This is a genomic window from Pseudomonas palleroniana (assembly GCF_022836895.1).
Lineage (GTDB): Bacteria > Pseudomonadota > Gammaproteobacteria > Pseudomonadales > Pseudomonadaceae > Aquipseudomonas > Aquipseudomonas palleroniana.
Genome location: NZ_CP092411.1, coordinates 2,077,152 through 2,089,894 on the forward strand (window position 1 = coordinate 2,077,152; position 12,743 = coordinate 2,089,894).

At 59.6% G+C, this 12,743-nt stretch carries 14 protein-coding genes; 13 read left to right on the plus strand and 1 reads right to left on the minus strand.

The window, feature by feature from the left end; genetic code table 11:
• Positions 1–11 precede the first annotated feature (11 nt).
• The 3 genes from MJP36_RS09510 (at position 12) to glyA (ending at position 3,035) form a co-directional block, all read left to right on the plus strand.
• The gene (locus MJP36_RS09510) at positions 12–443 is read left to right on the plus strand and encodes a Rid family detoxifying hydrolase (protein ID WP_123714259.1); all 432 of its coding nucleotides are present in this window, start codon (positions 12–14) and stop codon (positions 441–443) included.
• Between the two features lie 88 nt (positions 444–531).
• A complete protein-coding gene (gene thrC / locus MJP36_RS09515) occupies positions 532–1,785 on the plus strand; it encodes a threonine synthase (RefSeq protein ID WP_244385230.1) in 1,254 nt (417 codons plus the stop codon).
• A gap of 11 nt (positions 1,786–1,796) precedes the next feature.
• On the plus strand, positions 1,797–3,035 hold the full coding sequence (gene glyA / locus MJP36_RS09520; protein WP_244385231.1) for a serine hydroxymethyltransferase: 1,239 nt from the start codon (positions 1,797–1,799) through the stop codon (positions 3,033–3,035).
• A 48-nt stretch (positions 3,036–3,083) separates the two neighbouring features.
• On the opposite strand, the gene MJP36_RS09525 is transcribed toward glyA, so the two are convergent.
• Entirely contained in the window at positions 3,084–4,748 is a 1,665-nt protein-coding gene (locus tag MJP36_RS09525) for an electron transfer flavoprotein-ubiquinone oxidoreductase (protein ID WP_060756274.1), read from the minus strand.
• Between the two features lie 506 nt (positions 4,749–5,254).
• On the opposite strand from MJP36_RS09525, the gene MJP36_RS09530 reads away from it, so the two are divergent.
• The 10 genes from MJP36_RS09530 (at position 5,255) to MJP36_RS09575 (ending at position 12,612) form a co-directional block, all read left to right on the plus strand.
• Entirely contained in the window at positions 5,255–6,004 is a 750-nt protein-coding gene (locus MJP36_RS09530; RefSeq protein ID WP_014719538.1) for an electron transfer flavoprotein subunit beta/FixA family protein, read from the plus strand.
• 2 nt (positions 6,005–6,006) lie between these two features.
• A complete protein-coding gene (locus MJP36_RS09535) occupies positions 6,007–6,936 on the plus strand; it encodes an electron transfer flavoprotein subunit alpha/FixB family protein (protein ID WP_161549541.1) in 930 nt (309 codons plus the stop codon).
• A gap of 73 nt (positions 6,937–7,009) precedes the next feature.
• Positions 7,010–7,825 (plus strand): substrate-binding periplasmic protein, encoded by an 816-nt coding sequence (locus tag MJP36_RS09540; protein ID WP_104996182.1) that lies wholly within the window; start codon positions 7,010–7,012, stop codon positions 7,823–7,825.
• A gap of 9 nt (positions 7,826–7,834) precedes the next feature.
• Complete coding sequence (locus tag MJP36_RS09545) at positions 7,835–8,197, plus strand: DUF4398 domain-containing protein (protein WP_104994573.1); 363 nt, start codon at positions 7,835–7,837, stop codon at positions 8,195–8,197.
• Positions 8,194–9,006, plus strand: a complete 813-nt coding sequence (locus tag MJP36_RS09550; protein WP_244385232.1) for an OmpA family protein — start codon at positions 8,194–8,196, stop codon at positions 9,004–9,006. The genes MJP36_RS09545 and MJP36_RS09550 overlap by 4 nt, the downstream gene beginning before the upstream one ends.
• A 184-nt stretch (positions 9,007–9,190) precedes the next feature.
• A complete protein-coding gene (locus tag MJP36_RS09555) occupies positions 9,191–10,630 on the plus strand; it encodes an aminotransferase-like domain-containing protein (protein WP_060756270.1) in 1,440 nt (479 codons plus the stop codon).
• 104 nt (positions 10,631–10,734) lie between these two features.
• Positions 10,735–11,208 carry a translation initiation factor 2 gene (locus MJP36_RS09560; RefSeq protein ID WP_244385233.1) on the plus strand — a complete coding sequence of 158 codons (474 nt, stop codon included), beginning with the start codon at positions 10,735–10,737 and terminating at the stop codon, positions 11,206–11,208.
• A 162-nt stretch (positions 11,209–11,370) separates the two neighbouring features.
• On the plus strand, positions 11,371–11,625 hold the full coding sequence (locus MJP36_RS09565; protein ID WP_060756268.1) for a YkgJ family cysteine cluster protein: 255 nt from the start codon (positions 11,371–11,373) through the stop codon (positions 11,623–11,625).
• A 41-nt stretch (positions 11,626–11,666) separates the two neighbouring features.
• The gene (locus tag MJP36_RS09570) at positions 11,667–12,272 is read left to right on the plus strand and encodes an START domain-containing protein (protein ID WP_060756267.1); all 606 of its coding nucleotides are present in this window, start codon (positions 11,667–11,669) and stop codon (positions 12,270–12,272) included.
• A 103-nt stretch (positions 12,273–12,375) separates the two neighbouring features.
• Positions 12,376–12,612: a hypothetical protein gene (locus tag MJP36_RS09575; protein WP_060756338.1), complete on the plus strand. Its 237-nt coding sequence runs from the start codon at positions 12,376–12,378 to the stop codon at positions 12,610–12,612.
• Positions 12,613–12,743: the final 131 nt, after the last annotated feature.

Here is a 12,743-nt window from a genome sequence, read left to right on the forward strand (position 1 = left end):
GGAACGTCACCATGCAGACAAATGCTCAGCTCCAGCCTGTCGCCAAGCCTTTCCTGGGCGAAGACAACGTGATTTTCACTGACAAGGCGCCGCTGCCACTGGGGACGTATTCCCAGGGTATCAAGGTCAGCCACGGGCAAACCATTTACCTCTCGGCGCAGACCCCGGTCTCGGCGTTGAGCAATGAGGTGCTGGCCAAGGACTTCGAAGGCCAGTTGCGCCAGACCCTGGACAACTTGCAGCAAATGGCCGAAGCGGCGGGTGGCACCTTGGCGAATGTGGTCAAGGTCACGGCGTTCATCACTGACCTGAGCGAATTTCCCACGCTCAACCGGGTGATGGAGGAGTACTTCACCAAACCGTATCCAGCCCGTACGACTGCCGGCGCCAGTGCCCTGGCACGCAACACCCTGGTTGCCATCGACGCGATCATGGTGGTCTGAAACACCTTGCGTCCGTGAAGTGCCCGCCGGCCCAAAGGGGCCGGCTTCGGCGGGAACCACCCGCACGTCATACTTTCAGGAGGGGGCTATGAATCATTCGTGTAGAGAGTATGTGTTGCAGTGCCTGGTGTGTGATCGCAGCTACCAGCCGCATGAGGTCAGCTATTACTGCCCTCATTGCAAGACTGAAGGGGCGCTCGATGCGCTTTACGACTACCCGACGCTCAAACGCGAATGGTCCAGGGGCCGTCTGGCCCACGATCATGCCCGTGGCATGTGGCGCTATGACCGGTTGATGCCGTTGAGTTCGACGCAATTCATTCCGCCGTTACTGGTGGGGAACACGCCGCTGTATTCGCGCCCGGAACTTCTCGGCAAGGGGTCGCGAATCAAAGTCTTTATCAAGGATGAATCCCGCCAGCCCACCGGGTCGCTGAAGGATCGCGCCAGTGCCCTGGCTGTGGCCCACGCCATGCAATCCGGCGCACGCACCATCGCGGTGGCAAGCACCGGCAACGCCGCTTCGGCCCTGGCCGGAATGAGCGCCAGCCTGGGCCTGCGCAATGTGATTTACCTGCCCAAGACTGCACCCCGGGAAAAGCTCGCGCAGATGCAAGGCTACGGCGCCGAGATTGTGCTGGTGGACGGCCAATACGACGAAGCCTTCGAGCAATGCCTTGACGCCTGCGAAACCCACGGCTGGTACAACCGCACCACCGGAATCAATTCGTACATGAGCGAAGGCAAGAAAACCGTAGCGTTCGAGCTGTGCGAACAGCTCAACTGGCAAGTCCCGGACCTGGTGTTCGTGCCGGTGGGTAATGGCTGCATTCTCGGCTCGGTCTACAAGGGTTTTTTCGACTTGCTGCAGTTGGGCTGGATTGAGCGTATTCCACGCCTGATCGGCGTGCAGGCCGAGCACAGTAATTTCATGTACCGCGCCTGGCGCAGTGGCCAGCCCATGCAGCAGGTAGAACGCATTCCCCCCACCAGCCTGGCCAGCAGCATCAACGTAGCCCTGCCGCGCGACCGTCTCAAAGCCCTGCGTGCGGTAACCGCCAGCGAGGGTGAGTTCATTTGCGTCAGTGACCCGAGCATTGTTGCCGCCGCTTCCCGGCTAGCCGCCAGTACCGGGGTGTTTCCCGAAGCGGGCGCCGCCAGCGCGTTCGCCGGGTTGCTCAAATATGCCGAGGAGAATCCCGGCACTGCGCAAACTGCCGTGATCCTGATCACCGGCAGCGGCTTGAAAGACACTTCCATTTTTCTATCCGACTCGGCCAGAAACCTGTCACGGGTGCAGTCGCATTCCGTGCCTGCGGCACTGGCCGACGAGTTCACCTGAGGAATCACAGCATGAGCCTGCAAAATTTTGACCCCGCCGTAGCCCGCTTGATCGAGCGTGAGCGCAACCGTCAGGAAACCCACCTGGAACTGATTGCGTCAGAAAACTACGTCAGCGACGAAGTGCTCCAGGCCCAGGGCTCGGTGCTCACCAACAAGTATGCCGAGGGCTATCCGGGCAGGCGCTATTACGGCGGGTGCGGCGTTGTCGACGAGATCGAAAACCTGGCCATAGAGCGCGCCCGCAAACTGTTCAATTGCGAGTACGTCAACGTCCAGCCGCACTCCGGGTCCCAGGCGAACCAGGCCGTGTTTCTGGCGGTGCTTGAACCGGGCGACGCTATCCTGGGGATGTCCCTGGCCCATGGCGGTCACTTGACGCACGGCGCCTCGGTGAATTTTTCGGGCAAGTTCTACCGGGCGTTTTCCTACGGCCTGGAGCGTGAAACCGAGACTCTCGACTACGCCGAGATGGAAGCGCTGGCCCGAGAACACAAACCGAAGTTGATCATCGCCGGGGCTTCTGCCTATTCGCGAACCATCGATTTCCAGCGTTTTCGCAAGATCTGCGACGAAGTCGGCGCCTACTTGATGGTGGATATGGCGCACTACGCCGGGTTGATCGCGGCAGGGGTGTACCCATCGCCCGTCGGTATCGCCGATTTCATCACCTCCACCACCCACAAGACCTTGCGTGGTCCGCGCGGCGGCTTGATCCTGGCAAAGGCGCAATACGCGGCGCTGCTCGACAAGACCATTTTTCCCGTTTATCAGGGCGGGCCGCTGATGCATGTCATCGCCGCCAAAGCCGTGGCGTTCAATGAGGCGTTAAGCGATGGGTTCAGGCACTACCAGCAACGGGTGATCGACAACGCCCGCACCATGGCCGGCATTCTCACGCGCCGTGGTTTGCGCGTGGTGTCCGGTGGCACCGATTGCCATATGTTCCTGCTCGATCTGCGCTCGATGAACATCACCGGCAAAGATGCCGAGGCGTTGCTGGAGAGCGCCCACATCACACTGAACAAGAATGCGATCCCTGATGACCCGCAGAAACCGGCGGTCACCAGCGGCATTCGCATCGGCACGCCGGCGCTGACCACTCGTGGTTTTGGCGAAGCGGAGTGCGCCGAAGCGGCGAACCTTATCGCTGACTTGCTGGAGCAGCCCAATAACGCGGCGCTGCTGGATAAGACTCGGCGCCGGGTGATGCATTTGTGTGAATGTTTTCCGGTGTATTTGTTGCGCTGATACAAAAAAGCCAACGCCGAAGGGCGTTGGCTTTTTTATACGGCTGGCTTACATATTCGGGTAAGTCGGCCCACCCGCGCCTTCCGGCGTGACCCACGTGATGTTCTGCGAAGGGTCCTTGATGTCACAGGTCTTGCAGTGCACGCAGTTCTGGGCGTTGATCTGGAAGCGCTTCTCGCCGTCTTCCTGGGTGATCACTTCATACACGCCCGCCGGGCAGTAGCGTTGCGCCGGTTCATCGTAGAGCGGCAGGTTGGTGCCGATCGGGATGCTCGGGTCCTTGAGCTTCAAGTGGCACGGTTGCTCTTCTTCGTGGTTGGTACCGGAGATGAACACCGAGCTCAGCTTGTCGAAGCTCAGTTTGCCGTCGGGTTTCGGGTAGTCGATCTTCTTGCTGTCCTTGGCGAGCTTCAGGCAGGCGTAGTCCGGCTTGGTGTCGTGCAGGGTGAACGGCATTTTGCCGCCGAGGATATTCTGGTCGAACCAGTTGAAGCCGGCACCGAGGATCGGGCCGAACTTGTGCATCGCCGGGCCGAAGTTGCGGCTGGCGAACAATTCTTCGTAGAGCCAGCTGGACTTGAAGCTGTCGACGTAAGCGGTCAGTTCATCGCCGCCTTCGGATTCGGCGAACAGACGGTCGGCCACGGCGTCGGCGGCGAGCATGCCGGACTTCATCGCGGTGTGGCTGCCTTTGATCTTGGCGAAGTTCAGGGTGCCGAGGTCGCAACCGATCAGCGCGCCACCTTTGAAGACCATCTTCGGCAGCGAGTTCAGGCCGCCTTTGCAGATGGCACGGGCGCCGTAGCTGATGCGCTTGCCGCCTTCGAGGTACTGGGCCAGCACCGGGTGGTGCTTGAGGCGCTGGAATTCATCGAAGGGCGACAGGAAGGTGTTGCTGTAGGACAGGTCGACAATAAGGCCGACAACCACCTGGTTGTTCTCCAGGTGATAGAGGAACGAGCCGCCAGTGTTTTCGGCGCTCATGATGTCCAGCGGCCAACCGGCGGTGTGCACCACCAGGCCAGGTTGATGCTTGGCTGGGTCGATTTCCCAGATTTCCTTCAGGCCGATGCCGTAGTGCTGCGCGTCGGCATCGCTGTCCAGGTTGAAGCGCTTGATCAGTTGCTTGCCGATGTGGCCACGGCAACCCTCGGCGAACAGCGTGTACTTGCCGCGCAGTTCCATGCCTGGGGTGTAGACGCCTTCTTTCGGATGGCCTTCGCGGTCGACGCCGAGGTCGCCGGTGATGATCCCGCGGACCACGCCATTTTCGTCGAACAGCGCTTCCTGGGCGGCGAAGCCTGGGTAGACTTCAACGCCCAGGTTCTCGGCCTGCTGGGCCAGCCAGCGGCACAGGTTGCCCAGGGAGATGATGTAGTTGCCTTCGTTGTGCATGGTCTTGGGCACAAAGAAGTCGGGCACCTTGGTGGAGGTTTCGGGGCTGCGCAGTACATAGATGTCATCGCGCACCACGGGGGTGTTGAGCGGGGCACCGAGTTCCTTCCAGTCCGGGAACAGTTCGTTCAGGGCACGTGGTTCGAACACGGCACCGGAGAGGATGTGGGCGCCGACTTCGGAGCCTTTCTCGACCACGCAGACGCTGATTTCTTTACCGGCTTCGGTGGCCTTCTGCTTCAGTCGGCAGGCGGCAGACAGGCCCGCCGGGCCGGCGCCGACGATGACCACGTCGAATTCCATGTATTCGCGTTCCACAGGCTATCTCCTACTCAAGGCTCAACAGGCTTTTTTTTCTAATGGGTGGAGGTTTCGGTGACGTCTGGCGCCTAGGCCTGACCCACCTTGCTCTCTAGGTGGCGCATTATATATAGACCACTGTCAGCGTCCAATACAAACGTTTGTTTGAATTGCTTGGAAGCTAGGTAAATCAAAGCAACGCGGCTTATGACAGGCTACTTTGGCGTATTGACCAGAATAGGCGTTCCGGTCAATATACGGTCGGTTTTGCGCTTACCGTAGGCAGACTGCAGGTTTCAAGAGCACGTCCAAAGGCAGGAAAGGTGAAGCGTGCCTCAGCGATGGCGCGCAGTTTACACGCTGCGATAAAGAATGACCTCCCGGTCACCACTGACGAACGGTCATCGCTATCCCATTGTCGTGCCATCTCTGCCGTCTTTGGAGGTGCCCTTGTGTGCCGATGAGCATCAACCGCCAGGTTCGCCTAGGCGACTTTCTTTTCACCGGAGAGTAACGAGGAATCCATGAAGGTTCTTGTAGCTGTCAAACGCGTTGTCGATTACAACGTGAAAGTTCGCGTCAAGGCGGACAATTCCGGCGTCGACCTCGCTAACGTCAAAATGTCGATGAACCCTTTCTGCGAAATCGCCGTGGAAGAAGCCGTGCGCCTGAAAGAGAAAGGCGTGGCGACTGAAATCGTGGTGGTTTCCATCGGCCCGACCACTGCTCAAGAGCAGTTGCGTACTGCCCTGGCACTGGGCGCCGACCGCGCCATCCTGGTCGAGTCCGCTGAAGAGCTGACTTCCCTGGCCGTTGCCAAGTTGCTCAAAGCCGTTGTCGACAAGGAACAGCCTCAGCTGGTGATCCTTGGCAAACAGGCCATCGACAGCGACAACAACCAGACTGGCCAGATGCTGGCTGCACTGACCGGTTACGGCCAGGGCACCTTCGCCTCCAAAGTCGAAGTGAGCGGCGACAGCGTAGCGGTCACCCGTGAGATCGACGGCGGTGCACAGACGGTTTCCCTGAAACTGCCGGCCATCGTCACTACCGACCTGCGTTTGAACGAGCCGCGCTACGCGTCGCTGCCAAACATCATGAAAGCCAAGAAGAAGCCGCTTGAAACGCTGACTCCGGATGCTTTGGGCGTTTCCACCGCCTCCACCAACAAGACTGTCAAAGTCGAAGCACCGGCTGCACGCAGCGCGGGCATCAAGGTCAAGTCGGTGGCTGAACTGGTCGAGAAACTGAAAAACGAAGCGAAGGTAATCTAATCATGACTATCTTGGTAATCGCTGAACACGACAACAAAGTGCTGGCCCCGGCCACTCTGAACACCGTGGCTGCCGCTGCGAAAATCGGTGGTGATATCCACGTACTGGTTGCAGGCCAGGGCGCTGGTGCCGTAGCTGAAGCCGCCGCGAAAATCGCGGGCGTGAGCAAAGTCCTGAACGCTGACAATGCCGCCTACGCGCATCAGCTGCCGGAAAACGTTGCTCCGCTGGTTGCAGAACTGGGCAAGGGCTACAGCCACATCCTGGCTGCCGCGACCTCCAACGGCAAAAACATCCTGCCACGCGTTGCCGCGCAGCTGGACGTTGACCAGATCTCCGAGATCATCTCGGTAGAAAGCGCTGACACGTTCAAGCGCCCGATCTACGCCGGTAACGCTATCGCGACCGTACAGTCCAACGCCTCGGTCAAAGTCATCACCGTGCGTGCCACCGGTTTCGACCCGGTTGCCGCAGAAGGCGGCTCGGCTGCCATTGAAGCCGTTGCCGCTGCCCACGACGCCGGTACTTCCGGCTTTGTTGGCGAAGAGCTGGCCAAGTCGGACCGTCCTGAGCTGACCGCTGCCAAGATCGTCGTTTCGGGCGGCCGTGGCATGCAGAACGGTGACAACTTCAAGCACCTGTACGCCCTGGCCGACAAGCTGGGCGCGGCGGTCGGCGCTTCCCGCGCTGCTGTCGACGCAGGTTTCGTACCCAACGACATGCAGGTCGGCCAGACCGGCAAGATCGTTGCGCCGCAGCTGTACATCGCCGTCGGTATCTCCGGTGCGATCCAGCACTTGGCGGGTATGAAAGACTCCAAAGTGATCGTTGCGATCAACAAGGACGAAGAAGCCCCGATCTTCCAGGTGGCTGATTACGGCCTAGTGGCGGACTTGTTCGAAGCAGTGCCTGAGCTGGAGAAGCTGGTCTAATCCAGCGGCTTCACTTATAAAGAGCCCGGTCCTTGTGACCGGGCTTTTTTTTGACTATTCGGAGAGCTTCGCCATGCAACTGCGCCCCTGGGTGGTACTGCTGGGCCTCACGCTGCTGCCAAGCCTGGCGCTGGCCGCCGGCAAGTGTGAGCGCCTGGTGATTACCGGCAGCCCGGACGCACCGCCCTTGTTGTGGCGCGATCCCCAGGACCCGACGCATCTGATCGGCGCCACCGCCGACGTGCTGCAACAAGTCGGCAAGGACCTTGGCCTGAAAATCGACCTGCTCTACGGCGGCAAACGCTCCCTGGCCCTGGATGAGGTGCGCAGCGGGCGCATGGACCTGCTTGCCGATGCGCCGCTGAACCTGGGTGAGTTGGAAACTCTTGATTATATCCACCCGGCGTTGGTGCAGATCGATTACCTGGTCTGGACCCGCAAGGACTCGCCCCTGGTCTACACCACGGCCGCCGATCTGCACGGCCATAAAGGCGCGGTGTCGGAACGTGCCCGCCTGAGTGCAGGCCTGGAAACGTTCGCGGGCCAGCAGTTGAACCTGCAACGCTTGCCCAGCCTGACGCCGGCCTTCCAGAAATTGCTGCTCGGGGAAGTGGACTACGTCATTGCCGGGCGCTATTCCGGGATGGCCATGGCCCAGAGTCTGGGCATGAGCAACGATCTGGTTGCGCGCGAAACCCCGGTCGACCAGCCCGGATTGTACTTGGCGGTTTCCCACAACTCGGCCTGCAATGATCCGTGGCTGCGCGGACAGCTGGCCAAAAAGATGACAGAATTGCCCACGTCCGACGTCGCGCACACCGCGCTGCAGCGCAATCTTGAGCGCTGGAAAGCGCAACTGCAGCAACCCGTCGGCACCTCAGCAAAGTAAGGATTTACCGTGACTCTTCGACCTTTTTTCGCGGCCCTCGCCGTTGTCGCTTTGGCGGGATGTGCCGCTGATCCTGCGCCGAATGAACAGATTCGCCTCACCCAGCAAGCCTTGGAACAAGCCAGCGCCGTGGGTGCCAATACCGATGAATCACCTGACCTGAAACTGGCTGAAGACAAGTTCGCCAAGGCCAAGGCTGATATGGCTGGCCAATCCTATAAGGATGCGCGCATGCAGGCCGAACAGGCCGAGCTGGACGCGCGCCTCGCCGAAGCGCGGATTCTGACTCGCAAAAGCCAGGAGCAACTGAACGTGCTCAACACCCGCATCACTCGCCTGCGCAAGCAATTGCAGTTGGGAGAAGCCCAATGAGCCCGATCATCCGTGGTTTGAGTTGTGCTCTGTTGCTGGGCAGTGCCGCCTTGGGGGGGTGTGCCAGCCAGCCTAACAGCGAGCAGGCGTTGCAGCAGGCCGGCAGTGACTTCCAGAAGGTCAAGGAAGACGCCAATGTGCTGCGTTTCGCGCCTAAAGACGTGATTCGTGCCGGTGAGTCGCTGGCTCGCGCCGACCGCCTGTCCAGTTATTGGGGCAGCGGTGCCGACGTGGTGCACTACGCCTACCTGAGCCAACGCTACAGCGCGATCGCCCGTGAGCATGCCGAGCAGGGTCTCAACGCCGAGCGCGGCACCAAGCTCGAACTGGAACGCCAGCGCCTGCAATTGGCCCTGCGGGAAAATAAACTGGCCAGCGTGCAGCAGCAGGGCAAGTGGGTTGAAGCACAGATCGCCAGCCTCACCACCCAGACGGACCGGGGCCTGGTGATGACCCTGGGGGATGTGCTGTTTGATACCGGCGAAGCTGATCTGCAGAACTCGGCCAGCCGTACAGTGCTGAAAATTGTGCAGTTCCTGCAACTGAACCCCAAGCGTCGGGTGCGCGTCGAGGGCTACACCGACAACACCGGGGGCGAGCAGGAGAACCTGAAACTGTCCCGCGACCGTGCCCAATCGGTGGCAGACCTGTTGATTGACCTGGGTATCGATGACAACCGTATCGAGGTCGAGGGTTACGGCGACCAGTACCCGGTGGAAGCCAATGCCTCCGAGCGTGGCCGCGCGCTGAACCGCCGGGTGGAAATTGTATTTTCGGACGAAAAGGGCCAACTGGGCGCCGCTCGCTGAGAACTCGTCTCCAATGAAACTGTAGGAGCGAGCAAGCTCGCTCCTACACGCGACACACCCCTACAGTTTTTGCTGTCACTCCCGCCTGCGCTCGACTATTGTGGCAACTGTCCCCGTACACTTCTAAACTGTGCCGGTATGTTTCACACAAAAATAAAATACCCGTGAAATCGAGTGCTGCGTCATGACCAATCTGTTGCTTTACCAACGTATTGCCCAGCAACTGGCTGAGGACATCCGGCGCGGTGTTTATCAACCGGGAGAGCGCGTGCCGTCGGTGCGCAAGATGAGCTCCCAGCTCAACGTCAGCCATGCCACCGTGTTGCAGGCTTACGCCAACCTGGAAGATCAGGGGCTGATCCGCGCGCGGCCACAGTCGGGCTACTACGTGCACCAGACACCTGCGCTGACGGCGCCCACGCCGGACATCGCACGGGTCGAGCGCCCAGGGTTGGTCACCCGCAGCAGCATCATTCAGCAGGTATTGGTCGAGTCGCGCCGCGAAGGTGTATTCCCGTTGGGCGCTGCGGTGCCGAGCGTCGACTACCTGCCGGTACGCGCACTGCACCAGCAGTTGGCCAAGGTCACGCGCTTCCAGAGCCCGCGGGCGTTCAGCTACATGTTCAGCCCCGGTTTCGAACCGCTGCGCCGCCAGGTGGCGATTCGCATGCGCGACGCCGGCGTCGTGGTGGACCCCTCCGAAGTGGTGATCACCCACGGCTGTGTGGATGCCTTGCAGATGTCATTGCGTGTGCTCACGCGGCCCGGCGACCTGATCGCGGCTGAATCGCCCACTTATTATGGGTTGCTGCAACTGGCCGATCTGCTGGGCCTCAAGGTCATCGAGATCCCCAGCGACCCCGCCACCGGCATGAGCCTGGAAGCCCTGCAACTGGCGGCGAACCAATGGTCGATCAAGGCCCTGGTATTGACCACCCGCCTGAGCAACCCCTTGGGCGCGACCATGCCGGAAGAGCGGCAGAAGCAGTTACTGCGCCTGGCCTCGGATTTCGATATCCAGATTGTCGAAGACGATATCTACGGCGAACTGATGTTCGAGGTCGGTCGCACCAAGGCCCTCAAAGCCTATGACCGCCTGGATCGAGTGATCTACTGCTCAAGTTTTTCCAAGACATTATCGCCCGGTGTGCGCATCGGCTGGATGATCGCCGGCAAGTACCAGCAGGAAATCCAGCGCCTGCAGATGTTCAGCACCCATTCCGCCTGCAGCGTCACCCAGATGGGCGTTGCCGCTTACCTGGAGAACGGTGGTTACGACCGGCATCTGCGCTACATCCGCCAGGAATACCGTAAGAATCTCAGCGCGTTCCAGCTGGCCGTGCAGCAGTATTTCCCTGAAGGCACGCAAATGACCCGCCCAACCGGCGGCTTTATCCTGTGGGTCAGTTTGCCGGGGCGGGTCAATACCCAGGAACTGCACGTGCGTGCCTTGCAACAGGGCATCAGCATTGCACCTGGGGTGATTTTCAGTAATACGGAACAGTTCAACCACTGTATTCGCCTCAACTGTGGGACGCCGTGGAATCGCGAGGCCGAGCGGGCACTGATGACCCTTGGCATGCTTGCCAGCCAGTTATGCCAGGAAACGGCGGCAGGCTTTTGAGGCATAGAAAGGGGACAGTTCGCCTGCATGGCTGATCACCGCGCTTGTCATGCAATGCACAACAAGCGAGCATATGGCTTTCTGCCGTTAATGCTGTTGGCGATATGACCTCTATTTTTCGCGCTGTCTGGATGATTGGCTTGTTGATCCTGTGTAACGTCGGCGCCGTGCTGGCCGCGTCGCCCGTGACTGAAACCAAGCCCGCCGCCCAGACTCAACAGAAGACGCCAGCGAAAAAAGCGACCCCCGTTAAAAAGAAAGCCGCGCCAGTAAAGAAGCGTGCACCGATCGCCAGCAAATCCAAGTCGGCCCACGAAGTGGCCCAGACCAAGTTGCCACCGGCACAGTTGGACCTGTCTTTGCCTGCGGACATGGTGCGGCACTTGCAGCCGATCGGCACCATGCCCAAGCCCAAGAGCGTGCCATTGTTGCCACCGATGTTTGGCGAAAAGCCAACCGATAACAGCGCGTTCCAGATCAACGGCCGCTTGCTCAGCAACGAGATGAAGCTGCAATTGCGCAATGAAGAGCGGCGTGAAGTGGAAGGCGCAGCGCTGGATTTCGAATTCAAGCAGTAAACTTTTCCCTCGCACGTGACGCTTGCCCTCGACCATCTGTCGCAGACTGGTCAGTCACTTTTGTTTTGCGCGAAAAACCCCTGTTGGACCATTTTAAAACGGCTGTTTTAGGGCGTAATCTAGCCCGGCCATCCCTATTGAGCCGTCGAGGACCTGTTGGTCATGAAATGCCGTGAAGGCTGTGGCGCTTGCTGCATCGCCCCCTCCATCAGTTCACCGCTGCCGGGAATGCCCAACGGCAAACCTGCGGGAGAACGCTGTGTGCACTTGTCGGTCGAACAGCTATGCCTGCTGTTCGGCCGCCCGGAGCGCCCGGCGGTGTGCAGTGATTTCAAGGCGGATATCGAAGTCTGCGGCAACGACCAGGCCGATGCGATCCGGCTGATTGGCTGGTGGGAGCAGATGACGGCGGCTTGATGGGCTTTACTATTGGAACTTCAACAATAAGGAATACAACAATGGGTTCACTGAAACGAATGGCTGTGTTGTGCGGTTTTACAGTGTTGTTCGCTGCCACTGCCCAGGCGGAAGACTGGCAGGTTGCCAAGGACGAAGACGGTATCAAAGTGTCCTTGAGCGAAATTGCCGGCTCCAAGTACAAGGCTTATCGCGGTGTCACCGTGATCAAGGCCCCAGTCGCCAAGATCCAGGCTCTGCAAGAAGACGTGGCGGGCGCCTGCTCATGGATCCATGAGTGCAAATCGCAGAAGCTGGTCGATAAGAAAGGTGACGAAAGCTGGACCTACACCCAATTCAAGGCCCCGTTCCCGGTGACTGACCGCGATTCCTACCTGCATATCACGACGACCAAGGCGGCCGACGGCACGCTGACACGTAAACTGGAAGGTGTGCCAACCTACAAGCCTGAAGAAAAAGGCTACGTTCGAGTCGCCCAGGTCGATGGCTTCTGGAAGCTCGTTCCCAAAGGTGACAACCAGACCGAAGTGACCTACCAGGTGCACACCGAGCCTGGCGGCAGCGTGCCGTCGTGGCTGGCCAACAAGTTCGTGGTGGACGCCCCGTTCAAGACCTTGAAAGCCTTGAAAGAACACGCTGAAAAATAAGCACAGCCGATCAGGTGCCTGCGACCTTGAGTGGAACATTTGCCAAGCCCTCAAGGTCCAGATGGATGTGAGCCCACACTTGGGTTTTATCGAGGAAGCACCGATGCAAAAGTGGCAGATTACCTTTGTTGATGACCACGGCGTGAAGTCCGTAGAGCAGTTCGATTGCACGCAAAAGCCCAGCCTCGAAGAGGCGGCGCACATGATTCGCAGCAAGCTGGTGCCGGTAGCCGCCGAGCTCGACCTCAATGACCTTGAAGGACGCCAGCCTGAGCCTACGGTCAAGATCCTCAAAGACCAGAACAGCATCCAGATCCTCGACATCTCTCCGGCTGCCTGAACAATCCCTGTAACTCATTCAACCCCCTCTGGTAGAGGTGATAGCTTCGCGCTACTCTGCAAACGAGATCAGCGAATGAATCGCTAAGGTCTGGTCTTGTCAGCTACATGCTTGTTTTCCAGCGGTGTTGT

Bases quoted from the DNA above. Each gene is read 5' to 3' on its own strand.
- MJP36_RS09530 (WP_014719538.1), top strand. From the start codon at position 5,255: ATGAAGGTTCTTGTAGCTGTCAAACGCGTTGTCGATTACAACGTGAAA.
- MJP36_RS09575 (WP_060756338.1), top strand. From the start codon at position 12,376: ATGCAAAAGTGGCAGATTACCTTTGTTGATGACCACGGCGTGAAGTCC.
- MJP36_RS09560 (WP_244385233.1), top strand. From the start codon at position 10,735: ATGACCTCTATTTTTCGCGCTGTCTGGATGATTGGCTTGTTGATCCTG.
- MJP36_RS09565 (WP_060756268.1), top strand. From the start codon at position 11,371: ATGAAATGCCGTGAAGGCTGTGGCGCTTGCTGCATCGCCCCCTCCATC.
- MJP36_RS09550 (WP_244385232.1), top strand. From the start codon at position 8,194: ATGAGCCCGATCATCCGTGGTTTGAGTTGTGCTCTGTTGCTGGGCAGT.
- MJP36_RS09510 (WP_123714259.1), top strand. From the start codon at position 12: ATGCAGACAAATGCTCAGCTCCAGCCTGTCGCCAAGCCTTTCCTGGGC.
- thrC (WP_244385230.1), top strand. From the start codon at position 532: ATGAATCATTCGTGTAGAGAGTATGTGTTGCAGTGCCTGGTGTGTGAT.
- MJP36_RS09535 (WP_161549541.1), top strand. From the start codon at position 6,007: ATGACTATCTTGGTAATCGCTGAACACGACAACAAAGTGCTGGCCCCG.
- MJP36_RS09555 (WP_060756270.1), top strand. From the start codon at position 9,191: ATGACCAATCTGTTGCTTTACCAACGTATTGCCCAGCAACTGGCTGAG.
- MJP36_RS09570 (WP_060756267.1), top strand. From the start codon at position 11,667: ATGGGTTCACTGAAACGAATGGCTGTGTTGTGCGGTTTTACAGTGTTG.
- glyA (WP_244385231.1), top strand. From the start codon at position 1,797: ATGAGCCTGCAAAATTTTGACCCCGCCGTAGCCCGCTTGATCGAGCGT.
- MJP36_RS09540 (WP_104996182.1), top strand. From the start codon at position 7,010: ATGCAACTGCGCCCCTGGGTGGTACTGCTGGGCCTCACGCTGCTGCCA.